The organism is Mycobacterium sp. SA01, from assembly GCF_041287105.1.
Classification (GTDB): Bacteria; Actinomycetota; Actinomycetes; order Mycobacteriales; family Mycobacteriaceae; genus Mycobacterium.
Map to the genome: position 1 here is coordinate 395,384 of NZ_JBGGNO010000016.1, position 24,128 is coordinate 419,511.

The window sequence follows — 24,128 nt, forward strand, 5'->3', positions numbered from 1 at the left end:
ATCTTGCGGTGCTCTGGGGCAGCCATGCCCAGCCGGTACCGTGGAGACGTGCAGCGCTCGGTCCATCGTGTGAACGGCAGCGGCGTCAACGCCACCGCTGCCGGCACCGTCCGGCACGCGCTGCTGATGGCCGGCCTGCTGGGCTCGGCAACTCTGCTGATGGTGGCCTGCAGCTCCGGCGAGGATCTGGTGACCACCGCTGCGCCACCGCCCACGCAGAGCTACGGCTCCGTGCACGGTCAGGGTGCGCCGCTGCCGGCAGACGCCGACCCCCAGTCCGCCAAGTTCAATGTCACGCCGGCCCAGCGCGGATTCCTTGATGCGCTCACTGCCGCCGGCGTGCATCCATCGAGTGAGCTGGAAGCACTGAGCATCGGTTCCCACGTCTGCCAGGCCCACGCGGCCGGTCAAAGCGACCAGGCGGTCTGGGACTACATTGCTCCGATGGTGCGCAGTGACGTCGTCGACGCGGGATCGCCGCCGCACACTGCCCCCGATCCGCAGGTGACAGCGGCCACGGCCGACTACATCCGGATCGCCACCCAGCAGCTCTGCTAGCAGGAAGATCACCTCCCTTCAATGGCTCGAAACTCCCGGACCCCCGCCCGTCGTCGCCGTCACCGCATTCTCGGACTGATCGCGGCCGGCGCCATGGCCGCCGCGGTGGCACTGATCGTCGCGATCATCGTCATCGTCGCCCGCCGGCCCGAAGCGCCGCCGACCGCGGTGCCGCCGACCGCGCTGCCGCCCACCAGTTCCCCGGGCCAGCACAAGCCGCGGCCGGAATTCCAGGACGCCAGCTGCCCGGACGTTCAGATGATCGCGATCCCCGGCACCTGGGAGTCGTCGCCGACCGACGACCCGCTGAACCCGACCCAGTTTCCGCGGTCGCTGATGCTCAACGTGACGGCGCCGATCACCGGCCAGTTCGGCCGCGACCGCGTCGAGGTGTTCACCGTTCCCTACACCGCGCAGTTCCACAATCCGCTGTCGCAGGACAACCAGATGTCCTACAACGACAGTCGCGCCGAGGGCACCCGCAACGCGGTCAAGGCCATGACCGACATGAACAATCGCTGCCCGCTGACCAGTTACGTCATCGCCGGCTTCTCGCAGGGCGCGGTGATCGGCGGTGACATCGCCAGCGATATCGGCAACGGGCGCGGCCCGGTCGATGAGGACCTGGTGTTGGGTGTGACGTTGATCGCCGACGGCCGTCGCCAGGAAGGCGTCGGGCAGGACATCGGTCCCAACCCGCCGGGCGAAGGCGCCGAGATCACGCTGCAGGAAGTGCCGGTGTTGTCCGCGATGGGCTTGACCATGACGGGGGCTCGGCCGGGTGGCTTCGGCGCGCTGAACAACCGCACCAACGAGATCTGCGCCGCCGGTGACCTGATCTGCGCTGCGCCCCAGCAAGCGTTCAACATCACGAATCTGCCGACCACCCTCGATGTATTGGCCGGTGGCGCCGGACAACCCGTGCACGCGCTGTACAACACGCCGCAGTTCTGGAACCTCGACGGGCAAACGTCCACGCAGTGGACACTGAATTGGGCGCGCAATCTGATCGAGAACGCGCCCCATCCAAAACATGGATGACGTGGGAGCTTCGTCGGCCGATGGATTTGGCCGCCGCCGCGACTGCGCCTAACATTAAGAAGAAAATAAGAGCTGCATGGGTGAGCTGTCGGTCCGGGCGTCCAACGTCCGATCCGACAGGGCGCCGGCCCACAGCGCCACCGAGGTCCCCGACGGACCTGGGATAGATCGGTACGATCTGTGAGGTTTGGGGCCTAGACGCAGGGAGAACGGTGGCGCGACGTCGTGCGCGGCCGCCGCAGGGCCCGACACAGATGTGTTCTGACAGGAGACTGGTATGCCGTTCCACAACCCGTTCATCAAGAACGGACTGATCACCTTCCCCGAGGGCGCCAGTGTGATCAAGCACGTGGAGCGCTGGGCCAAGGTCCGTGGTGACAAGATCGCCTACCGTTTTCTGGATTTCTCCGTCGAACGTGACGGTGTCGTCCGCGAGCTGACCTGGGCCGACTTCGGCGCCCGAAATCGCGCCGTCGCCGCCCGCCTGCAGCAGGTCACCCAGCCGGGTGACCGCGTCGCCATCCTGTGCCCGCAGAACCTCGACTACCTCGTCGCGTTCTTCGGCACCATGTACTCCGGCCGCATCGCCGTCCCGCTGTTCGACCCGGCCGAGCCCGGCCACGTCGGCCGGCTGCACGCCGTGCTGGACGACTGCGGCGCGTCGGCGATCCTGACCACCACCGACTCCGCGGAGGGCGTGCGCAAGTTCTTCCGCAGCCGCCCGGCCAAGGAGCGCCCCCGCGTCATCGCCGTGGATGCGGTGCCCGACGAGGTCGGCGCGACCTGGGAGCCGTTCGACGCGGTCGACGAGAACACCATCGCTTATCTGCAGTACACCTCGGGTTCCACCCGGATCCCCAGCGGTGTGCAGATCACCCACCTGAACATGGCCACCAACGTCGTGCAGGTGATCGAGGCCCTCGAGGGTGAGGAAGGCGACCGGGGTGTGTCCTGGCTGCCGTTCTTCCACGACATGGGTCTGGTCACCGCGCTGCTGCCGGCGATGATCGGGCACTACTTCACGTTCATGACGCCCGCGGCTTTCGTGCGCCGCCCGGGTCGCTGGATCCGCGAACTCGCCTATCGCGAGGGCGACACCGGCGGCGCCATCTCGGTAGCGCCGAACTTCGCGTTCGACCACGCCGCGGCACGTGGCGTGCCGAAGGACGACGAAGAGCCGCTGGACCTGTCCCACGTCAAGGCGATCCTCAACGGCAGCGAGCCGATCTCGGCGGCTACCGTGCAGCGCTTCAACGAAGCGTTTCGTCCATTCGGCTTCCAGCCCAAGGCCATCAAGCCGTCCTACGGCCTGGCCGAGGCAACCTTGTTCGTGTCGACCACCCCGGCGGCTGAGGAACCGAAGATCGTCTCGGTCGATCGCGACGAACTGAACGCGGGCCGCTTCGTGGTGGTGCCCGACGATTCACCCAAGGCGGTGGCCCAGGCCTCGGCGGGCAAGATCGGTGTCGCCGAGTGGGCGGTCATCGTCGACAACGACGCCGCCACCGAGCTGGCCGACGGACAGATCGGGGAGATCTGGATCAGCGGCCAGAACATGGGCACCGGTTACTGGAACAAGCCGGACGAAACCATCGCGACGTTCCAGAACATCCTCAAGTCGCGGACCAGCCCGTCGCATGCCGAGGGTGCCGCCGACGAGGCGACCTGGGTACGCACCGGTGACCTCGGGGCGTTCTACGACGGCGACCTGTACATCACCGGCCGCGTCAAGGACCTGGTGATCATCGACGGCCGCAACCACTACCCGCAGGACCTGGAGTACTCCGCTCAGGAGGCAACCAAGGCGGTGCGGACCGGTTTCGTCGCCGCGTTCTCGGTGCCGGCGAACCAGTTGCCGGACGAGGTGTTCGACAACGCCCACGCCGGGCTCAAGCGCGATGCCGACGACAGCTCCGAGCAGCTCGTGATCGTCGCCGAGCGCGCGCCGGGTTCACACAAGATGGAGATGGGTCCGATCTCCGACGACATCCGCGCGGCCATCGCGGTACGCCACGGCGTGACGGTTCGCGACGTACTGCTGACTCCGGCGGGCGCGATCCCGCGTACCTCCAGCGGCAAGATCGGCCGGCGAGCCTGCCGGTCGGCGTACCTCGACGGCACCCTGCGCAGCGGGAAGGTGGCCAATGCCTTCCCGGACGAATCGGAATGACGACCGAAGGAAAGACTCAACCGATGAAGGGGAGACCGCCCCTTCGCACGAGGTGAGGCCCCATGTCTGAATCACACACGCCCGAAACGCCCGACACCCCGGACACGCCGCCCCGCACCGACATGACGGTGCCGGAGATGCGCGAATGGCTGCGCAACTGGGTGGCCAACGCGACCGGGCAGGCACCCGACGCGGTCGACGAGTCCACCCCGATGGTGGAGTTGGGGCTGTCCTCGCGGGACGCGGTCGCGATGGCCAGCGATATCGAGGATCTGACCGGCGTGACGCTGACCGCGACGGTGGCCTTCCGTCACCCGACCATCGAATCGCTCGCCACGGTCATCATCGAGGGTGAGCCCGAAGTCGAGTTCGACGGCGACAGCGAGGATTGGTCGCGCGCAGCCGATGTCGAGGACATCGCGATCGTGGGCGTCGCCACCCGGTTCCCCGGCGATATGAACACCCCTGGCGAAATGTGGCAGGCGCTGCTCGAGGGCCGTGATGCGATCACCGACCTGCCCGACGGGCGCTGGTCGGAGTTCCTGGCCGAACCGCGCATCGCCGAGCGGGTCGCCAAGGCCGCCACTCGCGGCGGATACCTCAGCGACATCAAGGGATTCGACGCCGAGTTCTTTGCGCTGTCGAAGATGGAAGCCGACAACATCGACCCGCAGCAGCGGATGGCGCTCGAGCTCACCTGGGAGGCGTTGGAGAACGCCCGCATCCCCGCATCCAGCCTGCGGGGCACCAACGTCGCCGTCTACATCGGTGCGTCGAACAACGACTACCAGTTCCTCGCGGTGGCCGACCCGACGACTGCGCACCCGTACGCGATCACCGGCACCACGAGTTCGATCATCGCCAACCGGGTGTCCTACTTCTACGACTTCCGTGGCCCCTCAATGGCTTTGGACACCGCCTGCTCCAGTTCGCTGGTCGCCGCGCACCAGGGTGTGCAGGCGCTGCGCAGCGGTGAGGCGGACGTGGCCGTGGTGGGCGGCGTCAACGCGATGATCACCCCGCTGGTCACCATCGGATTCGACGAGGTTGGCGGCGTGCTCGCGCCGGACGGCCGAATCAAGTCGTTCTCGTCGGACGCCAACGGCTACTCGCGCTCCGAGGGCGGCGGCATGCTGTTGCTCAAGCGCCTCAGCGACGCCCGCCGCGACGGGGACGAGATCCTCGCCGTCATCGCAGGCAGCGCGATCAACCACGACGGCCGGTCCAACGGCATGCTCGCCCCGAACCCGGACGCGCAGGCCGATGTGCTGCGCAAGGCCTACAAGGACGCCGGAATCAGCCCGCGCAGCGTCGACTACATCGAGGCGCACGGAACCGGAACGATCCTCGGTGATCCGATGGAGGCCGACGCGCTCGGTCGCGTCGTCGGCCGGGGCCGACCCGCCGACCAGCCCGCCCTGCTGGGCGCGGTGAAGTCCAACCTCGGTCACCTGGAGTCGGCGGCCGGCGCAGCCAGTCTGGCCAAGGTGGCATTGTCGTTGAGCCGCAACACGATCCCACCGTCGATCAACTACGCGGGCCCCAACCCGTACATCGATTTCGACGCCGTCCGACTTCGCGTCGTCGACAAGGTCACCGACTGGCCGCGGTACAGCGGCCATGCGATCGCCGGTGTCTCCGGATTCGGCTTCGGCGGCGCCAACGCCCACCTGGTGGTGCGCGAGGTGCTGCCGGCGGATTTGGCGGAGCCGCAACCGGAATCCGCACCGGTTGAGGAGACGTCCGGGTCCGATGCCGGCGCCGGCTACGTCGGCGGGGTCCGGATGGACGAGTACGGCGAGTTCGTCGACGAGGAGGAAGTCGCCGACGAGTACGCATCGGCCGTCGCCTACGACGACGAGCCGGAGCTGCCCGGTCTGACCGATGAGGCGCTGGAGCTGATCGAGGCGGCCCGAGCCGAGTGGGAAGCTTCGGAGAAGCCTGTTCCTGTTGTGCCGCTGGCTATTTCAGGCTTCCTGACCTCGCGCAAGCGCGCGGCGGCCGCCGAGCTGGCCGACTGGATCGACAGCCCGGCCGGCCGCGCGGCATCGCTGGAGTCGATCGGCCGTTCGCTGTCGCGTCGCAACCACGGCCGTTCACGGGCTGTGGTGATGGCCCACGACCACGATGAGGCGATCAAGGGTCTGCGCGCGATTGCCGACGGCAAGCAGAGTCCGCTGGTGTACAGCGCCGACGGCCCGGTGACCAACGGCCCGGTGTGGGTGCTGGCCGGATTCGGTGCCCAGCACCGCAAGATGGGTAAGAGCCTGTATCTGCGCGAGCCGGTGTTCGCCGAGTGGATCAACAAGGTCGACGCGCACATCCAGGACGAGCGTGGCTACTCGGTCGTGGAGCTGATCCTCGACGACACGATCGACTACACCAACGAGACCTGCGAATACCCCATCGAAGTGGTCCAGACGGTGATCTTCGCCATCCAGATCGCACTCGGTGAACTGCTCAAGCACCACGGCGCCAAACCCGGTGCGGTGGTGGGACAGTCGCTCGGTGAGGCGGCCGCCGCCTACTTCTCCGGTGGTCTGTCGCTGGCCGATGCCACCCGCACCATCTGCTCGCGCGCCCACCTTATGGGTGAAGGCGAGGCGATGCTGTTCGGTGAATACATCCGGCTGATGGCGCTGGTCGAGTACTCGGCCGACGAGATCAAGACCGTGTTCTCCGATTACCCGGGCCTGGAGGTGTGCGTTTACGCCGCCCCCACCCAAACGGTCATCGGCGGCCCGCCGGACCAGATCGACGCGATCATCGCCCGCGCGGAATCCGAAGGCAAGTTCGCCCGGAAACTGCAGACCAAGGGCGCCAGCCACACTCAGCAGATGGACCCGTTGCTCGGCGAGTTGTCCGCCGAGATTCAGGGCATCGAGGCGCGCCCGCTGCACACCGGTTACTTCTCGACGGTGCACGAGGGCAGCTACATCCGCCCGGGCGGCGAGCCGATCCACGATGTGGAGTACTGGAAGAAGGGACTGCGGCACAGCGTCTACTTCACCCACGGCATCCGCAACGCCGTCGACAACGGCCACACCACGTTCCTGGAACTGGCGCCGAACCCGGTGGCGCTCATGCAGGTTGGCCTCACCACCGCGTCTGCCGGACTGCACGACGGGCAGTTGATCGCGACGCTGGCCCGCAAGCAGGACGAGGTCGAGTCGATGCTCGCCGCGATGGCGCAGCTCTACGTCTACGGCCACGATCTCGATTTCCGCACCTTGTTTGATTCGGGGTCGACGCCGGCCAAGTACGCCGAGATCCCGCCCACCCGGTTCAAGCGCAAGCCGCATTGGCTGGACGCACAGTTCACCGGTGACAGCTCGGTGATGATGCCAGGCAACCACGTGGCCACCCCCGATGGCCGGCATGTCTGGGAGTACTCGCCGAAGGGGCAGACCGACCTGGCTGCTCTGGTGAAATCTGCTGCGGCACAGGTTCTTCCGGACGCCAAGCTGACCGCTTCCGAGCAGCGTGCGGTGCCTGGGGACGGAGCCCGGCTGGTCACCACGCTGACCCGCCATCCGGGTGGCGCTTCGGTGCAGGTGCATGCGCGCATCGACGAATCCTTCACCCTGGTCTACGACGCCGTGGTCACCCGCGGCGGAGCGGTGTCGGCGTTGCCGTCCGCGGTCGCGACCGGTGTCGCGGTGAGCACGCCGGCTGAGGCGGCTGCCGCGCCGGAGGATGACGACGACGCCGAGATCCTGCAGGACAACCTGACCGCGGGAGCCGGCCTGGCTGCCGGCTTCGCCAAGTGGTCGCCGGATTCGGGTGAGACGGTGCACGACCGGCTTGCGGCGATCGTCGGCGGAGCCATGGGCTACGAACCCGAGGACCTGCCGTGGGAGGTCCCACTGATCGAGCTGGGTCTGGATTCGCTGATGGCGGTTCGGATCAAGAACCGCGTCGAGTACGACTTCGACCTGCCGCCGATCCAGTTGACCGCGGTACGTGATGCCAACCTCTACGCCGTCGAGAAGCTCGTCGAATACGCTGTCGAGCACCGCGACGAGGTCGAGGATCTGGCCGAGGCGCAGAAGGGCAAGACCGCCGAGGAGATCGCCGCCCAGCAGGCCGAGATGATGGGCGGCGCCAGCACGGTCGCCGAACTCGAGGCCAAGCTCGCCGAGGCCGGTCACCCGATCGCGACCGAGGCTGAGGCCGAGCCGAATGTCCCACCGCCGCCGACCGATCCGGCGGGACCGAAGTCCACCGCTGCCGCAGCGGCGGCAAAGGTCTTGACCCAGGAGGCCGTCACCGAAGCGCTCGGCGCCGACGTGCCGCCGCGGGACGCCGCCGAGCGCGTCACGTTCGCGACGTGGGCGATCGTCACCGGCAAGTCACCGGGCGGCATCTTCAACGAACTGCCCGCGGTCAGCGATGAGACCGCCACCAAGCTGGCCGACCGGCTCTCCGAGCGCGCCGAAGGCACGATCAGTGTCGATGAGGTGAAGTCCACCAAGACGATCGAGGCACTGGCCACCATCGTTCGGGCCCAGCTCGAAGACGGTGTGGTCGACGGGTTCGTCCGTACCTTGCGCGCGCCGAAAGATGGCAGCACTCATACTCCGGTGTTCGTCTTCCACCCGGCAGGCGGGTCGACGGTGGTCTACGAGCCGCTGCTCAAGCGGTTGCCCGCGGACACCCCGGTCTACGGTCTGGAACGCGTCGAGGGCTCGATCGAGGAGCGCGCGGCCGAGTACGTGCCCAAGCTGATGGAGATCGCCGGCAAGGGGCCCTACATCCTCACCGGTTGGTCGCTGGGCGGGGCGCTGGCCTACGCGTGCGCGGTCGGCCTCAAGCGCAACGGCTGCGACGTCCGCTTCGTCGGGTTGATCGACACGGTGCGCGCCGGTGAGGAGGTGCCGCAGACCAAGGAGGAGATCCGGGCCCGCTGGGACCGCTACGCCGTGTTCGCCTCGCGGACCTTCAACGTCGAGATCCCCGAAATCCCTTACGAGCAGCTCGAACAACTCGACGACGAGGGTCAGGTGCGGTTCGTCCTGGACGCGGTCAAAGAGGCCGGGGTCGACATCCCCGGCGGGATCATCGAGCATCAGCGGACGTCCTACCTGGATAACCGGGCCCTGGACACCGCCAACATCGAGCCCTACGACGGACACGTCACGCTGTACATGGCGGACCGCTATCACGACGACGCGATCATGTTCGAACCGCGTTACGCCGTCCGCCAACCTGACGGCGGCTGGGGCGAATTCGTCGACGACCTGGAGATCGTGCCCATCGGGGGCGAGCACATCCAGGCGATCGACGAGCCGTACATCGCCAAGGTCGGGGCTCATATGAGCGAAGCGATCAACCGTATCGACGCCGAGGAGAAGCAGGACTAGTGACCACTGAGAGCTCTCCCACCCACCACCCGGTCACAACTGCCGAAAAGCTCGCCGAACTCCGCGAAAAGCTGGAGCTCGCCAAGGAACCGGGCGGTGAGGCGGTCGCGGCGAAGCGCGACAAACGCGGCATCCCCAGCCCGCGGGCGCGTATCCATGAGCTGTTGGATCCGGGCAGCTTCCTCGAGATCGGCGCCTTGGCCCGCACGCCCGGCGATCCGAACGCGTTGTACGGCGACGGGGTGGTCACCGGGCACGGCACCATCAACGGCCGTCCGGTCGGTGTGTTCAGCCACGACTACACCGTGTTCGGTGGCTCGGTGGGAGAGATGTTCGGCCGCAAGGTTTCCCGCTTGATGGAGTGGGTGGCGATGGTCGGCTGCCCGATCATCGGTATCAACGACTCCGGTGGCGCCCGCATCCAGGACCTGGCCACGTCGCTGGCCTGGTACGCCGAGCTCGGCCGTCGCCACGAGCTGCTGTCCGGTCTGGTTCCACAGATCTCGATCATCCTGGGTAAGTGCGCGGGCGGTGCGGTCTATTCGCCGATTCAGACCGACCTGATCGTGGCCGTGCGCGACCAGGGCTACATGTTCGTCACCGGCCCGGACGTCATCAAGGACGTCACCGGCGAGGATGTCACCCTCGACGAGCTCGGTGGTGCCGACGCCCAGGCCAAGTACGGCAACATCCACCAGGTCGTCGACTCGGAGAAGGCCGCCTTCACCTACGTCCGCGACTACCTGCAGTTCCTGCCCGCCAACACGTTTGACGATGCCCCGGTGATCAATCCCGGCCTGGAGCCGGAGATCACTCCGCACGATCTGGAACTCGACAGCCTCGTGCCGGACGCGGACAACACCGCATACGACATGCACGAGATCCTGCTGCGGATCTTCGACGACGGGGATTTCCTCGAGGTCGCCGCGCAGGCCGGCCAGGCCATCATCACCGGCTTCGCCCGTGTCGACGGCCGCCCGGTCGGGGTGATCGCCAACCAGCCGATGCACATGTCCGGCGCTATCGACAACGAGGCGTCCGACAAGGCCGCGCGGTTCGTGCGGTTCTGCGACGCATTCAACACCCCGCTGGTCTTCGTCGTCGACACCCCCGGCTTCCTGCCCGGCGTCGAGCAGGAGAAGAACGGCATCATCAAGCGCGGCGGCCGGTTCCTCTACTCCGTCGTGGAGGCCGACGTGCCGAAGGTGACCATCACCGTCCGGAAGTCCTACGGCGGCGCGTACGCGGTGATGGGGTCCAAGCAGCTGACGGCTGACTTCAACTTTCTGTGGCCGACGGCGCGTATCGCCGTGATCGGCGCCGAAGGTGCGGCCCAGCTGATCGTGAAGCGGTTCCCCGACCCCAAGGCTCCTGAGGTGCAGGAGATCCGGCGTCAGTTCATCGAGGGGTACAACCGCGACATGGCAACGCCGTACGTGGCTGCCGAGCGCGGTTATGTCGACGCGGTGATCGAGCCGCACCAGACTCGTCTGCAGCTGCGCGGCGCCATGCGGATCCTGCGCGACAAGCAGATCCTCCGCGTGCAGCGCAAGCATGGTCTGATCCCGATCTAAACCGCCGCCGGGGTTATCCCCAGGGTTTACTCACACCTGTGTAATTCGCCCCGGCCGGCACCGGCTGATGGCAAAGTTGACGAAACGTCGGTGATCGGGAGCTCGGCCGACTTACCGTGGGTCGGTGACCACCGAGAAGATCGAGCTGGCCGCCATCGGCCAAGACGGCCGCCACCTCTACACCTGCCCGTTGTGTGAGGCCATGTGCGGCTTGGAGATTCAGGTCTCCGACGGGCGCGTCGACAGCATCCGCGGCAACCAGGACGACGTCTGGAGCCGTGGGCACCTGTGCCCCAAGGGTGCGTCCCTGGGCGCCATCCACGACGATCCCGACCGGATCCGTAAGCCGATGGTCAAGGTCGACGAACAGTGGCAGGAGGTCAGCTGGGAGGCCGCGTTCCGGCGCTGCACCGAACTGCTGGCCCCGGTGATCGCCGAGCATGGCATCGGCGCGGTCACCTGCTATACCGGCAATCCGCTGGCGCACTCGTTCTCGCTGGGCCGCTACACCGGCGTCCTGCTTGGCATGTCCGGAATCCCGGTCAGCTACTCACCGGGCACCGTCGATCAGTGGCCGAAGAACCTGTCGTCGCATCTGATGTACGGCAACTGGTGGGGATTCCCGGTTCCCGACATCGAACGCACCGACCTGCTGGTCGTGATGGGCGCGAATCCGGCGGCCTCGCAGGGCTCGCTGCTGGCCGCCCCCGATGTGATGGGCATCCTCGGCCGCATCGACAACGTCATCGTCATCGATCCGGTCCGCACCGCGACCGCGGCGAAGGCCGACGAATGGTTACCGATCACCCCGGGCACCGACGCCGCACTGCTGCTGGCCGTCGTGCACACCTTGTTCGACGAGGACCTGGTCCGCATGGGCCGCCTGGCCGACCACGTCGACGGTGTCGAGACGTTGCGGGCGGCCGCGGCCGATTGGTCACCGGAGCGGGTGGCCCCGGTGACGGGCATCGACGCCGAGCGCATCAAACACCTCGCCCGCCAGCTGGCGGGCACCGAACGTGCGGTGGCGTACGGGCGAATCGGATTGTGCAATCAGGAGTTCGGCAGTCTGGCCAGCTGGCTGGTCGACGTCGTCAACATCCTCACCGGCCACTTCGACACCCCGGGTGGTGCCATGTTCCCGCGGCCCGCGGTGTGGACGGTCACCGCCCAGCCGCAGCCCGGCCTGGAGGGTGGGCTACCCGAGTTCGGCCGCTGGCAGACCCGCGTGCGCGGCGCCAAGGAAGTACTCGGTCAGGTGCCGGTGTCGTGTCTGGCGGAGGAGATCGAAACACCGGGGGAGGGGCAGATCCGCGCGCTGATCACGGTGGCGGGCAATCCGGTGCTGTCCACCCCGCAGGGGCATCGGCTCGACGAGCTGCTGCCGGGCCTCGACGCGATGATCGCGGTTGACTTGTGGCTCAACGAAACCACCCGCCACGCCGACGTCATTCTGCCGGGCTTGTCGCCGCTGGAGCAGCCGCATCACGATGACCTGATCCTGGCGTTCGCGATCAACAGCATCGCCAACTATTCGGCACCGGTGTTCGCCCCCGAGGATCCGGACCGCCCGGAGGAGTGGGAGATCCTGGTGCGGCTCACCGGTTTGTGTGCGGGAGTGCCTGCCGAGGAGGTCGATGTCGCCGCGATCGACGACGGCTTCTTCGACTACCTGTGCTTCACCCAGGGACTCGACGGCGCGGAGGTGCGCAGCCACTACACGCAGGGCGGACCGGAACGCATTCTGGATCTGACCCTGCGCACCGGGCCGTTCGGTGACCGCTACGGCGAGAACCCGGACGGGCTGAGCCTGGCGAAACTCAAGGAGCAGCCCAACGGGATCAACTTCGGACCGATGGTGTCCCAGGTACCCGAGATACTCAACACCGCAGACAAGAAGATCCGTCTGGCCCCGCAGTATCTGCTCGACGACATCCCGCGGCTGGGCCGGCGTCTGGAGCGTGAGCCCGACGAGCTGGTGTTGGTGAGCCGGCGTCACCTGCGGTCGAACAACTCGTGGCTGCACAATGTTTCGGCCCTGATGAAGGGTCGCGATCGCTGCACCCTGCTGATGCATCCCGACGACGCGGCCAGCCGCGGCGTCGCCGCAGGCGAGACGGTGTCGGTTGAGTCCTCGGCGGGACGCATCGAGGTGCCGGTGGAGGTGACCGACGCCATCAAGCCAGGTGTGGTGTCGATGCCGCACGGCTGGGGCCACGGCAAACCCGGCACCCGGATGTCGGTGGCCAACGGGTCACCCGGGGTCAACACCAACATCCTGTCGCCGCCGACGTTCCTCGACGAACCGTCGGGCAATGGTGCGCTCAACGGCATCCCGGTGACGGTTGCACCCGCATCATGACCGTCGCATGCGGTGGAATCGCCTCGCCGCCAAGCCGATTCGATGTAACGCTGTCGGCGTGGGTCCACAGGTCGCGAACCCGGTAGCACGGCGTCTTGGGCAGCCCCACCGCGGCCGCGGTGGTGACGATCGATGTGGGCTGTGAATCCGGGTTCGTCATCGAGACCGCCACCGCGCCACCGGCCAGCGGCTTGACCATGATCCGCCGGTCCCCGGCGAGGGGGCGGCCCTGCGTGACGAGCCGATCCTGGTCGACCGCGATGATGTCGGGATTGGTCAGTAGGTCGCGGGTCTGCAACGACATGGTGCGAATGTCGTTGCCGGCCAACAACGGCGCCGCCATGATCGCCCACAGTGAGATATGGGTGCGCTGCTCGTCGAGGGTCATGCTCGGACCGTGCTCGCCGGCCAAGGTCTCGACCATCCCCTGGTGGTCTGCGACAAAGTCCGGCCAGCCGATACCGGCCACCAACATGTCCGGGTCGTTGACATAACCGGGCCGGCTGCGGGCGGCCAGCGGGATGTCGGCGTCCACCTGCTCGACCACCCCCAACACGGGGCCTGCCGTCCCGGTCTGACTGTGCCACAACGGAACCAGGTCGATCGTGGTGCGCGACATGTCGGCGATGTTCGACCAGTCGTAGTCCGACCCGGCGGACGGGTCGACCGAGGTGTTCGGGTTGATGCTGTACACGATCTGTCTTCGGCTGCGATGCAACGCATCCCGCATGGCGGTGAATGCCTTGATCTGATCCGATCGGTCGGTGTCGGTACTGCACCAGTCGTATTTGAGGTAGTCGACGCCCCACCGTGCGAATGTGGCCGCGTCGGCCGCTTCGTGGCCCCTGCTGGCATTCGGCGCGCCGAGCCCACACAGCTCATAGCTCGGGCTGGCATACAGGCCCAGCAGCATCCCATGGGCGTGGACGTACTGCGCCACGGCGGGGATGCCGCCGGGAAACCGGACCGGGTCGGCGCGCAGGTCGCCGGCACTGTCACGGGTGCCGGCCGCCCAGCCCGCATCGAGATTCACGTAGCGGTACCCGGCGTCGCGCATCCCGGAGGACACCATCGCGTCAACGGTCTCCTCGACGCTCCGCTCGGACAGCGGGATACCGGAGTTCCACGAGTTCCAGCCCATCGGCGGGGTAAGGGCCGTCGGAGCCGGCCGGACGGGCGGCTGACCACAGGCCGAGACACCGGCAGCCAATAGAACTAGGCAGCCGAGGATCGTCGATAGTCGGCGCATAGCGCAAGAGTAGGAGCCGCTTCACCGAAGTGCGCGTGCGCCCGGGCCATCACCTGTTCGGCCTGCGCCGGATCGGTGGTGTCGGCGGCAATCAGGAACAGCTGAGCGCTGCTGTGGCCGTGGCCGATTCGCACCAAGCCGGCCGCGTTGCGGTCGACGGCCACCACGCAGTTGCCGGCCGCCAGAAGTGTTCGGGCAAGCCGATATCCCCGGTCTGTTCCGGCGTCGAGGACCAGAACGAACGGACTGTCCTTGGTGAGGTTCGCTGGAAATGCCATGGCCCCACTCAACGGTCCGGACGTGAGCGGCGGCTATGTCGCGCCTGGGAGTTCGCGGTGCGAATGTTGTTCACGCGACTGGTCCGGGTTCATAGCCGGCTCAAAGACTTCACAAAGCCTGGACCGGAGTTCGGCTGGCGAGATGGGGAGTATGACCGCAACCCTGTCCATCACCGGCGCACCCGGCGCGGCGTCACATCCGTCGGCACCGGGACGCTTCACGCTGTCGACCGCCGCCTGGCGCCGAATCGCTCTAGGTGCACTCCTGGTCACCACGGCCATCACCTACCTGTGGAACATCACTATCAACGGGATGGGCAACGGGTTCTATGCCGGTGCAGCACAGGCTGGTTCGAAGAACTGGGAAGCGCTGCTGTTCGGTTCGGTAGATCCGCACAACTTCATCACGGTGGACAAGCCGCCGGTGTCGCAATGGGTGATGGGTCTGTCCGGCCAGATCTTCGGATTCAGCAGCGCGAGCATGCTGGTCCCGGAGGCACTGATGGCGGTCGGCGCCGTCGCGCTGCTCTACGGTGCGGTGCGCCGGATCGCAGGCACTGGCGCCGGTCTGCTGGCCGGGGCGGCATTCGCGTTGACACCGGTGGTGGCATTGATGTTCCGCTACAACAATCCCGACGCGGTGATGGTGCTGCTGATGATGTTCGGTGTTTACTGCACCGTCCGCGCGCTCGAGCGTGCCGGCGTCAAGTGGATGATGTTGGCCGGCGCCGCTTTGGGTTTCGCGTTCCTGGCCAAGATGCTCGAAGGGTTGATGGTCGCGCCGGCGATCGGGCTGGCCTACGTGCTCGTCGCGCCGACGTCGGTGCGGCGTCGGCTGCTGCACGTGGCGGCGGCGGCCGCCGCCTGCATGGTGTCGGCCGGCTGGTTCGTCGCGCTGACGCTGGTGTGGCCGGCGGCGGCGCGGCCGTATCTGGCCGGATCCACCGACAACAACTTCATGAACCTGGTGATCGGTTATAACGGTCTGGCGCGGATCCTCGGCCGCAACCGCGCGGTCCCAGCGGCCGACTTCGGCCAGCACGGCGGGTTCGGCGGCTTCGGCCGGCAAAACCCTGGGCTCACAAGGTTGTTCACCGGTGAGTTCGGTGCCGAGATCGGTTGGCTACTTCCGGCAGCGCTTTTCGGGCTGGTGTTCGTACTCGCGGTACGTGCTCGTGCGCCGCGCACCGATCTGGTCCGGGGTGGGGCCGTGTTGTTCGGCGGCTGGTTGCTGGTCGACGGGCTGGTTCTGTCCTACATGAAGGGCATGGTCCACCCGTACTACTGCTTGTCGGTGGTACCCGCGGTGGTCGCGCTGGTCGCCATCGGCGGTCGGGAGATGTGGTCGCTGCGTGACCGGCTGTTCGGCCGATTGGTCTTGGCGGCAACGATTCTGGTGACCGGCACCTGGAGTTGGTGGCTGCTCGGTCGCAACGCGGACTGGATGCCGGCACTACGCTGGGCGATCCTCGCGGTGACCGTCGTCGCGACTGCTGCGCTGCTGGTCGGTCTTGCCGCCGACCGCCGGCGGGTGGCCGCGGCCGCGCTGGCGGTCGGCGTTCTCGCCGGTGCGGCCGGTTCGGGCGCCTATACGTTCGCCACCATCGGCCAGTCGCACGAGGGCGGCGGGGCGCAGGTCGGCCCCGCGCGGGCCGACCGGGGTCATGGCCGACCCGGCGGCGACGACGGCGACAACGTCGCCCTCGACGACCTTCTGAAGGCCACCGATACACAGTGGTCGGCGGCGGTGAACGGCTCCTCGGCGGCCGCCGGTTATGAGCTGGCCACCAACACCGCGGTGATGGCGATCGGTGGATTCGGTGGCAGCGATCCGGTTCCGTCACTGACCCAGTTCCAGGCCGACGTCGCCGCTCACCAGATCGGGTACTACATCGCCCCCGGCAACCACGGTGGCCCCGGCCGCGGTAACCAGCACGCCGACATCACCGCGTGGGTGGCGGCCAACTTCGCGCCCAAGACGGTGGGATCCGACACCGTGTACGACCTCACCTCCGTACACTCCGGCGAATGAGCGATATCGACGTCGAATCGATCCGGACCGCCGGGGCGGCCATCGGCGAGGCCATCAGCGTGTTCATGCTCAACCCGGACACCTTCGAGAAGAGCCTCGCGGCGGGCTATCCGGACCCGTTCGCCGCGTACTTCGCCGGCCGCGGCGGCGTCCTCGGTGACGCCACCGGCACCACGGTCACCGCGGTGTTCGCCGTCTTCGAACCCAACCTCGCGCGGTCGTGCTGGGAGAACGGCGTCGCGGTGCACCCAGCGTCGGAGAGTTGCCGGCTGTACTGGGATCAGCTCGCCGAGTTCGGCAGGACATACCTGGGCGGGGCCGAGGGGCTGGACCGCATCGCCGAACTGGGTGAGAAGGTCATCGCGGGCGCCCCCGAACCCGGCCTGCCGCTGTATGCGGGCTGGCGGGCCATGCCCCTTGCCGACGACGCCCCCGCCCGGGCCCTGCAGGTGATGATGGTGCTGCGGGAACTGCGTGCCGCCGTCCATTTCAACGCCCTCACGATCTCCGGGCTGAGCCCCGTCGAGGCGCACATCCTCAACCACGGCACGGACTACGCGGCGTTCATGGGGTGGCAGCCCCCGTTCGACGACGCGGCGGGCAAGAAAGATGCGTACGACCAGGTCGAAGATCTCACCAACCGGCGGATGGCCCAGATCTACCAATCCGCGCTGACGGCGGGCGAGGCCGACGAACTGGCCCGGTTGAGCGTGGCCGCCCTGGCGGCGTTGAAGGCCAGCGCACCCGCCCCGGTCGGCGCCTGAGCACTACGATTCCCTCGTGTTCTGGGAGCGGCTTCCGCTGATCGGCGACCCGTTACGGGCGACCCGGCTGGAAGCGACCCGGATCGGTGTCGTGGGGGTGACGAGGATCGTCGAACTCGTGCTGGAGCAGATCGATCTCACCGCGCTGGTCCGCGACAATGTCGACATCGACGCGATCGTGACCGACGTCGACATCGACGCGATCATCGCGCGCATCGATTTGATCGGGTTGGCCGACCAGATCATCGACGGGGTGGACCTGCCCACGATCATCCGTGAGTCGACCGGGACTGTCACCGCGGAGGTGATGACCGATGTGCGCAGCCAGACGGCACGTGCCGACGACATGATTTCCGGTTTCGTCGACCGGATGCTGGGCCGGGAGCCGGGCACCCAGGAACGTCAGTGACCAACGCCGGCATCGTTTCCCGAGGGCTGGCAGCTCTCGTCGACATGGTGGTCGTCCTCGTCACGATGGGCGCCCTCTATCTCGGTTTGGCGTTGACGACGTTGATCGTCAACCCGGCGGCGTTCCGGTTCCCCGCCCCCAACGTGATCTTCTCGACCACAGTGACTCTCGCGGTGTCCGTGGCGTACCTGACCGGGGGCTGGACGCTGTCGGGACGCACACTGGGGATGGTCGTGCTGGGAGTCCGGGTGGTGGACCGGCGCGGAAAGCCCATGCGCATTGCTGTCGCCGTGGTGCGAGCGGTGGCCTGCGTGTTGTTCCCGGTCGGGTTGCTGTGGGTTGCTGTCGACCGGCAGCGGCGGTCGGCGCAGGACGTCGTGCTGGGCAGTCGGGTCATGTACGACCGGCCTGCCCCAGGCGCTCCCGTTCGGTAATCGTCACCGGTGATGCTTAAGATGCCCCAATGCCGTTAGCTGACGGCCAGGTTGTTGCTGGTTACACCATCCTGCGGACACTGGGGGCCGGGGGCATGGGTGAGGTTTACCTCGTCCAGCACCCCCGGCTGCCCCGGCACGACGCGCTCAAGGTGCTCGGTTCCGCGGTCAGCTCCGATGAGGAGTACCGCAGGCGGTTCAACCTCGAGGCCGACATGGTGGCCACGCTGTCGAACCGGCACATCGTCACGATCTATGACCGCGGCGAGTTCGACGACAAGCTGTGGATCGCGATGGAGTACATCGACGGCACCGATGCCTCCCGTCTGCTCGCCGAGCGCTATCCGTACGGGATGCCCCCCGCCGAGGTTGTGCGGATCATCAACGGGGTCGCTGAAGCACTCGATTATGCGCACAGCCGCGGACTGCTGCACCGCGACGTGAAACCCGCCAACATTCTGCTGGGCCTTCCCGGCACCGGTGACGAGCGAGTTATGCTCGCGGACTTCGGAATTGCCCGCTGGATGGGTCAGTCGAGTGATCTGACCGGAACCAACATGACCGTCGGAACCGTCGCGTACGCCGCCCCTGAGCAGCTCAAGGGCGAACTGATCGACGGCCACGCCGATCAATATGCGCTGGCGGCGACGGCCTACCACCTGTTGACCGGCATGCCGCCGTTCCAGCACACCAATCCGGCGATCGTGATCAGTCAGCATCTGAGCTCAGATCCGCCCGCCATCGGCGCCAAGCGGCCCGAACTGGCTTGCCTGAGCCCGGTTTTCGCCAAGGCGCTGGCCAAGGATGCCGGGAAGCGCTACACCCGTTGCATCGACTTCGCGCGGGCGCTGCAGCAGGGTATCGGTACCGCGGAACGGCAGACCGGCGCGACCGACGTGACGAGTTCCGCGCCGGCGTTCGGTGAATCGGTGAAGTCCGGTGCGGGTCGCCACGCCAAGCCGGAGGCCGGTTCATCGCGGCGCCGGCTGCTGATCCCGGCGATCCTGGGTGCGGTGGTGATCATTGCCGGTGCGGCCGCTGGGGTTTCGTTACTGTTCGGCCACCGCGGTGTGGACAGCACTGCAACTGCGAACACCCCGGCCCCACCGCCTGCTGTGTCGAGTCGGATGGATCTGCCCGTCGTGGTGATCGGCGCGAACTGCGCTGTGTTGGGCGCGGCCGCGGTCAGTGAGAAGGGCGCGCCGGCCTACTGCGCGCACGAGACTGCGGGTGCCGACCCGACCGTGTGGTCGCTACAACCAGAGAAGCTGGCGACCGGCGGCACAGGCTAGCGCCGCCGGCCGGCCATATCGCCCGCTGGGTTACAGCGGAATCCACTGTCCCAGGAACCAAAAGCCCCAGCCCGCCCCGTTGCCGGCCGGCATCGGCTGGACCCACTGGCCGTTCCAGTTGAACGGCTGGTGGTCCTGGCGAGCCTGATCGACGTTGCGGTGCTGCCAGTCGCCCGGGCCGTTGTTCTGGTTGTCGGGCCCGTTGTTCCAATTGTTGTCGTGCCCGTTGTTCCACCCGTTGTTGGGACCCTGGCAATTCTGCGGTCCCGGGCCGCCGCACTGGCCGGGATCGGCGCTCGCAGTTCCGATACCGAGCCCGAACAGTCCGGCCGCACCGATGCCCATCGCCGCGGTCGAGGTGTAGACCAATCGTTTGAGATTCATCGTCATATCCGTTTCGTTGCTCGAGTTGCGCTTGCGGTGACGACGTTATGGACCGCGGATTTGTGCCAGCTGTGACATGAATTGGCGCGCGCTGAGGGAGTCATAACGTATCGAAAACGGTTCGGTATCAGCGACTTTGCTTGATCTACAGGTGTTCGCGAGTTTGTTGACAGCCGACTCTACGAACATCCGATGTTGTGGCGCATGGCTTTTGCGCGCGTCAATAGCTAGACATGTCACCTGTGAACACAGGTATACGGTCGGTGTGTCTGGTGGCATCCGTTTCAGCGATGGTGGTGCTGGGCGCGGTGGCCTGCGGATCCAAGGGGGCTACGGGCCCGACAACCGTCACCGTCACGTCGACCCCGACCACGACGACGACCACCGCCGCCCCCGCGACGCATCACCAGTACAACTCCGGCTCGGGTGGCGGAGCGCAGCCGCAGCAGACCGTCGTCGAGACCCAGGCGCCTCAGACGGTGACACAGACTCAGGATCCGCAGACCGTGACCAATACCGAAACGGCCACGCAGACTGAGACATCCGTCGCCACGTCGGTCGCGACGTCGACGCAAACTGTCACCGTTGCGCCGCCGCATCAGTTCGGCGGGTTCGGCAATCACTGATGCCCTGCAGTCTTGGCCCTAGAGCAGATCCTGTTGCGCAGCCTGATGGACCGTCCTCACCTCCGGTTGAAAGCCGAGCCGGCGGGCCAGTGAGCAGTCCATCTGGATGTGCCACGGATTCGTCAGCGGCTTCGACGACGGTTCCATGGAACCACCGACAAGTTCCACGAGTTCATAGACCGATGTCGGTGCCTCGTCGGCGATGTTGACGATCCGCCCGTCGAAGGTGCCGTCGAGTGCGAGGATCGCGGCAGCCGCGATGTCGCGGTGATGGACCATGCTCAGGCGTTGAGCGGGATGGAACCTGCCGGGAGCGAGCTGTGTCAGCGATTCCAGGTGACCGTCTTTGTCACCGTAAACGAAGGGAAACCGCAGGATTGACCAATTCAACCCGCTGCTGCGTAATTCGTTCTCGGCGGCAAGTTTGCTCGCCGGATAGTCCAGTGTCGGAGCCGCCGGGTCGTCCTCGCGGCCGGGGTGTTCGGCATCATCGGCATAGATCCAGGCGGTGCTCGCCATGATGAACCGCGCCCGCGGGGCGTTGGCTTGGGTTGCGGCGATGAGGTTGCGTGAGCCTTCGAGGTTGTTTTTCCAGATGAGGTCGGTGTCGGTGGTTCGAAAAGTCGCCGCGAGATGAATGATGGCGCTGACGCCGGTCACCGCGGCGGCCAGTGCGCCGGCCTCCAGTAGGTCACCGCGCACCGGGTCAACTCCGTCGGGTAGGGGATTGTCACCGCGCACGAGAGCGCGACATCGCACGCCGTGCGCCACAAGTCGGGGAAGCAGGCGCGTACCTACCAGTCCTGTTGCCCCAGTGAGTAATACGGTCATGTGATGACGTCCTCTCGCGTCGACTTTTCGAGGCGTTCGGTGGCCATGCGGAGAACCTGAGCTGTGGTGGCAAGATCGGCGGCCTTCATTCCGCTGAATGCCAGGTCCTCGATTCGGGACAGGTCGGGCAGCTTCGTCCACAATCGGACTCCGGCCGCCGTCAATCGAAGGAGTTTCTGTCGCTGGTCGAAGTCATCCGGCAACTGTTCGACGAGACCCTTGCGGACCAGTGTGGTCACGACGACGCTCAGCGTTGCCCGCTCAACCTGGAGGATCCGCTGCAGCTCTCGCTGCAGAGTGGGCCCTTCGTTGGCCAACTGGTAGAGCACATACCACTGTGTGGCGCCAAGATCATATGGGCGCAGCGCATCTTCCATTGCCGCGCGCGCCGCCAGATAACACCGCTTCGCCCACATCCCGACCGACGTGTCCCGCGAACCAGGATGTTTGTTAGCCACCTAACGATCATGTTAGGCACCTAACAAAATGTCAAGTGGAGCGATCGGCTCGATCTGATCCGGAACGCTAGGTGCGTTCTCTCGGCAGCGTCTCGCCGCGGAAGAAGGCCGGCGCCTTGAGGTTCCACAGGATCATCAGCACGACACCCAGCGCCAGGCTGAGCACGCCGACGACGAAGGCGGTGCCGACGCCGAACAGCGAGCCGCCGGAGCCGGTGCTCGGATCGGCCATCAGGTATGCCTCGACGACGCCCACCGGGATCAGGATCAACGCACCGATGCCGGGCAGGATCACCTGACCCATGGCCGTGCGCCATGATCGGAATGCGGTGCGCCAGAAGTACACAACTGAGGAGATCGCCACCACGGAGTAGTACGTCATGATCGCGATGCCCACGCTGTAGACCGAATCGGACACCACGCTGTCGCTGACCACATCCAGCACGCAGTAGATCGCCAGGCTGGTCAGGCCGATCACCCAGGTCGCGTACTTGGGCGTCGAACTCGCTTCGCTGACCGAGGCGAACCGGTTCGGTAACGCCTTGTAGGTGGCCATCGACAACAGTCCGCGAGCCGTCGGCATGACGGTGGACATGGTCGCCGAGAACGCGGACAACCCAACCACCAGGGCAGCCAGCATCGCGCCGCGTTCGCCGATCGACTGGGTGGCCAGGGTGGTGAAGACGTCGTCGACGTTGCCCTCGTGCGTCAGGCTCGTGTCACTGTTCGGGTCGATACCGGCGAAAGCCAGAGCCGCGACGGAGAAGATCACGTAGGTGGCAACCGTGATCAGGATCGCGGTGACGCCGCTGCGGCCTGCCTCGGCCGACGTTCCGGACGTTTCCTCGGACATGGCCAGTGAGGCGTCGAAGCCCCAGAAGATGAAGATGGCCACCAGGAAGCCGCCCAGCAGGCCGCTGAAGTCGTGAATTGCGAATGGGTTGAACCACTCCCACGAGAACGACTCGGCGGTCACGCTCTGTCCACCACGGAATACCGGGATGATCATGATGATCGCGAACAGCAGTAGCCCGCCGTATTGGACGATCGTGAGAATGAGGGTGGTGCGGGAGGATTCTTCGGCACCGCGGGCCACCAACCACGTTGTGAGCAGGATGAAGGCCGCGGCGACGATGATGTCGAACCACACCGGCGATGAGTCCATGCCCACCAGCACCGCGGCGGCGTTGGTCAGGATGCCGGCGGCGCCGACACCGGCCAGGATGGACGACAACACCAGCGCGAAGCCGCCCATCCAGCCGATGTGCGGTGCGATGGCCTTGGATCCCCAGGTGAAGACCGTGCCGGCATCCGGGGCCGCGTCGGTGAGGTGTTTGTAGGCCAGCGCCACGAAGTACATCGGGATGACGGCGATGATGAAGACGATCGGAAGCTGATAGCCCGACTCCTCCGCGCCGTGCCCGAGCGCACCGGTCAGGGAATAGGCCGGGGCGGTGGCCGCCAGACCGATCGCCACCGCGCCGACCAGGGACACCGATCCCTTCTTCAGCCCCTTGGAGCGCAGGCCGTGCATCAACGGGTCGACGGTTGCTGTGTCTCGCGCCATGTGCGGGATTCTGTCACCGCAACCGCGGCTTGGCCGCGCTACGGCTAAAGCCGATTCAGTGCCTTGCGGCCCGATTCGCTGCTGAAGGGTGATCGCGGCCGCTGCCGGCCCGAGGCTTGCCGGAGCTCTGTTGCGGCGCCGAGGCTTTTGCCGAGGGCTTTGCGGCGTGCCGGTTGGATCGCATGCCCGATTTGGCCGAGCGGTGCACAGTGGTCACCGTCTTAGTGTTCGCCACCGTGCGGGCCGACGCGGCCGGTACCGCGGCCGCCCCGGACACCAGACTCCGAATGGCAGAGAAGGCGCCGACGACCGCACCTACCGGCACGCCAATGACTGCGCCGGCGAGGGCGGCGACCGGTGCGATCGGAGAGAGCAGCGGCGCAAGCACCGGAGCGTTCGCGATCAAGTTGGTCACCAATGCCCCGCCGAGAATGAAGCCGAGGATGATCCCGGATCCGATTCCCGCCTGGATTCCCTGGCCGATGACGGTCAAAGCCCCGAGCACATCGGGGACGCTGTTCGCCGCCTGACCCGCGCGGGCCTGGTCATGTGTTCCGGCATCGAGGGCCGTGGGGAGTACCAGGAGCTGCACCGCTTCGGTGGTCATTCGAGGTGCAACCGCCGCCATGTTCGGTTCCGGCGGCGCGACCGTGGTGGTGGCCAGCACGACCGTGCTCACAGCGATCGCCGCCACCGTGGCGACCATAGGTCGAGACTTGCAGATGAGGTCCATGAC

At 66.7% G+C, this 24,128-nt stretch carries 19 protein-coding genes; 12 read left to right on the forward strand and 7 right to left on the reverse strand.

What is annotated here, in order from left to right; genetic code table 11:
* Positions 1-48 precede the first annotated feature (48 nt).
* From AB4879_RS09640 to AB4879_RS09665, 6 genes are all read left to right on the forward strand, one after another.
* Positions 49-558, forward strand: a complete 510-nt coding sequence (locus AB4879_RS09640; RefSeq protein ID WP_370507405.1) for a DUF732 domain-containing protein — start codon at positions 49-51, stop codon at positions 556-558.
* A 21-nt stretch (positions 559-579) separates the two neighbouring features.
* A complete protein-coding gene (locus AB4879_RS09645) occupies positions 580-1,599 on the forward strand; it encodes a cutinase family protein (protein WP_102806041.1) in 1,020 nt (339 codons plus the stop codon).
* A gap of 277 nt (positions 1,600-1,876) precedes the next feature.
* Positions 1,877-3,769 carry a long-chain-fatty-acid--AMP ligase FadD32 gene (fadD32, locus tag AB4879_RS09650; RefSeq protein ID WP_370507406.1) on the forward strand — a complete coding sequence of 631 codons (1,893 nt, stop codon included), beginning with the start codon at positions 1,877-1,879 and terminating at the stop codon, positions 3,767-3,769.
* A gap of 62 nt (positions 3,770-3,831) precedes the next feature.
* A complete protein-coding gene (gene pks13, locus AB4879_RS09655; protein ID WP_370507407.1) occupies positions 3,832-9,132 on the forward strand; it encodes a polyketide synthase Pks13 in 5,301 nt (1,766 codons plus the stop codon).
* Positions 9,132-10,706 carry an acyl-CoA carboxylase subunit beta gene (locus tag AB4879_RS09660; RefSeq protein ID WP_370507408.1) on the forward strand — a complete coding sequence of 525 codons (1,575 nt, stop codon included), beginning with the start codon at positions 9,132-9,134 and terminating at the stop codon, positions 10,704-10,706. Before pks13 ends, AB4879_RS09660 begins: the two co-directional genes overlap by 1 nt.
* Positions 10,707-10,830: 124 nt before the next feature.
* Entirely contained in the window at positions 10,831-13,068 is a 2,238-nt protein-coding gene (locus AB4879_RS09665) for a molybdopterin-dependent oxidoreductase (RefSeq protein ID WP_370507409.1), read from the forward strand.
* Here the strand turns inward: AB4879_RS09665 and AB4879_RS09670 are convergent.
* Both AB4879_RS09670 and AB4879_RS09675 read right to left on the reverse strand, forming a co-directional pair.
* Complete coding sequence (locus AB4879_RS09670) at positions 13,031-14,317, reverse strand: glycoside hydrolase family 27 protein (protein WP_370507410.1); 1,287 nt, start codon at positions 14,315-14,317, stop codon at positions 13,031-13,033. The two genes, AB4879_RS09665 and AB4879_RS09670, sit on opposite strands and share 38 nt — an antisense overlap.
* Entirely contained in the window at positions 14,284-14,595 is a 312-nt protein-coding gene (locus AB4879_RS09675; RefSeq protein WP_370507411.1) for an SDR family NAD(P)-dependent oxidoreductase, read from the reverse strand. The genes AB4879_RS09670 and AB4879_RS09675 overlap by 34 nt, the downstream gene beginning before the upstream one ends.
* 151 nt (positions 14,596-14,746) lie before the next feature.
* Here AB4879_RS09675 and AB4879_RS09680 point away from each other — a divergent pair, with 151 nt between their 5' ends.
* From AB4879_RS09680 to AB4879_RS09700, 5 genes are read left to right on the forward strand one after another with little or no spacing between them, the layout of a single operon-like run.
* Complete coding sequence (locus AB4879_RS09680; RefSeq protein WP_370507412.1) at positions 14,747-16,627, forward strand: ArnT family glycosyltransferase; 1,881 nt, start codon at positions 14,747-14,749, stop codon at positions 16,625-16,627.
* Positions 16,624-17,391: an evbL gene (locus tag AB4879_RS09685; protein ID WP_370507413.1), complete on the forward strand. Its 768-nt coding sequence runs from the start codon at positions 16,624-16,626 to the stop codon at positions 17,389-17,391. Before AB4879_RS09680 ends, AB4879_RS09685 begins: the two co-directional genes overlap by 4 nt.
* A gap of 16 nt (positions 17,392-17,407) precedes the next feature.
* Positions 17,408-17,800, forward strand: coding sequence for a hypothetical protein (locus AB4879_RS09690; RefSeq protein ID WP_370507414.1), 393 nt, complete (start codon positions 17,408-17,410; stop codon positions 17,798-17,800).
* Positions 17,797-18,234: an RDD family protein gene (locus AB4879_RS09695; protein WP_370507415.1), complete on the forward strand. Its 438-nt coding sequence runs from the start codon at positions 17,797-17,799 to the stop codon at positions 18,232-18,234. The genes AB4879_RS09690 and AB4879_RS09695 overlap by 4 nt, the downstream gene beginning before the upstream one ends.
* 29 nt (positions 18,235-18,263) lie before the next feature.
* Positions 18,264-19,526 (forward strand): serine/threonine-protein kinase, encoded by a 1,263-nt coding sequence (locus AB4879_RS09700; RefSeq protein ID WP_370507416.1) that lies wholly within the window; start codon positions 18,264-18,266, stop codon positions 19,524-19,526.
* Between the two features lie 30 nt (positions 19,527-19,556).
* On the opposite strand, the gene AB4879_RS09705 is transcribed toward AB4879_RS09700, so the two are convergent.
* Positions 19,557-19,910 (reverse strand): hypothetical protein, encoded by a 354-nt coding sequence (locus AB4879_RS09705; RefSeq protein WP_370507417.1) that lies wholly within the window; start codon positions 19,908-19,910, stop codon positions 19,557-19,559.
* A 272-nt stretch (positions 19,911-20,182) separates the two neighbouring features.
* Here AB4879_RS09705 and AB4879_RS09710 point away from each other — a divergent pair, with 272 nt between their 5' ends.
* Positions 20,183-20,536 (forward strand): hypothetical protein, encoded by a 354-nt coding sequence (locus tag AB4879_RS09710; RefSeq protein WP_370507418.1) that lies wholly within the window; start codon positions 20,183-20,185, stop codon positions 20,534-20,536.
* Positions 20,537-20,554: 18 nt separating this feature from the next.
* On the opposite strand, the gene AB4879_RS09715 is transcribed toward AB4879_RS09710, so the two are convergent.
* The 4 genes from AB4879_RS09715 to AB4879_RS09730 form a co-directional block, all read right to left on the reverse strand.
* Positions 20,555-21,367 (reverse strand): NAD-dependent epimerase/dehydratase family protein, encoded by an 813-nt coding sequence (locus tag AB4879_RS09715; protein ID WP_370507419.1) that lies wholly within the window; start codon positions 21,365-21,367, stop codon positions 20,555-20,557.
* Complete coding sequence (locus AB4879_RS09720; protein ID WP_370507420.1) at positions 21,364-21,825, reverse strand: MarR family winged helix-turn-helix transcriptional regulator; 462 nt, start codon at positions 21,823-21,825, stop codon at positions 21,364-21,366. The genes AB4879_RS09715 and AB4879_RS09720 overlap by 4 nt, the downstream gene beginning before the upstream one ends.
* Before the next feature lie 67 nt (positions 21,826-21,892).
* Positions 21,893-23,392 (reverse strand): APC family permease, encoded by a 1,500-nt coding sequence (locus AB4879_RS09725; protein WP_370507421.1) that lies wholly within the window; start codon positions 23,390-23,392, stop codon positions 21,893-21,895.
* A gap of 55 nt (positions 23,393-23,447) precedes the next feature.
* A complete protein-coding gene (locus AB4879_RS09730) occupies positions 23,448-24,098 on the reverse strand; it encodes a hypothetical protein (RefSeq protein ID WP_370507422.1) in 651 nt (216 codons plus the stop codon).
* Between the last annotated feature and the right edge of the window lie 30 nt (positions 24,099-24,128).

Excerpts from the sequence above, each read along its gene's own strand:
- fadD32 (WP_370507406.1), top strand. The coding sequence starts at position 1,877 with ATGCCGTTCCACAACCCGTTCATCAAGAACGGACTGATCACCTTCCCC.
- AB4879_RS09700 (WP_370507416.1), top strand. The coding sequence starts at position 18,264 with ATGCCGTTAGCTGACGGCCAGGTTGTTGCTGGTTACACCATCCTGCGG.
- AB4879_RS09730 (WP_370507422.1), bottom strand. The coding sequence starts at position 24,098 with ATGGTCGCCACGGTGGCGGCGATCGCTGTGAGCACGGTCGTGCTGGCC.
- pks13 (WP_370507407.1), top strand. The coding sequence starts at position 3,832 with ATGTCTGAATCACACACGCCCGAAACGCCCGACACCCCGGACACGCCG.
- AB4879_RS09725 (WP_370507421.1), bottom strand. The coding sequence starts at position 23,392 with ATGGCGCGAGACACAGCAACCGTCGACCCGTTGATGCACGGCCTGCGC.
- AB4879_RS09715 (WP_370507419.1), bottom strand. The coding sequence starts at position 21,367 with ATGACCGTATTACTCACTGGGGCAACAGGACTGGTAGGTACGCGCCTG.
- AB4879_RS09705 (WP_370507417.1), bottom strand. The coding sequence starts at position 19,910 with ATGAATCTCAAACGATTGGTCTACACCTCGACCGCGGCGATGGGCATC.
- AB4879_RS09675 (WP_370507411.1), bottom strand. The coding sequence starts at position 14,595 with ATGGCATTTCCAGCGAACCTCACCAAGGACAGTCCGTTCGTTCTGGTC.
- AB4879_RS09680 (WP_370507412.1), top strand. The coding sequence starts at position 14,747 with ATGACCGCAACCCTGTCCATCACCGGCGCACCCGGCGCGGCGTCACAT.
- AB4879_RS09645 (WP_102806041.1), top strand. The coding sequence starts at position 580 with ATGGCTCGAAACTCCCGGACCCCCGCCCGTCGTCGCCGTCACCGCATT.
- AB4879_RS09685 (WP_370507413.1), top strand. The coding sequence starts at position 16,624 with ATGAGCGATATCGACGTCGAATCGATCCGGACCGCCGGGGCGGCCATC.
- AB4879_RS09670 (WP_370507410.1), bottom strand. The coding sequence starts at position 14,317 with ATGCGCCGACTATCGACGATCCTCGGCTGCCTAGTTCTATTGGCTGCC.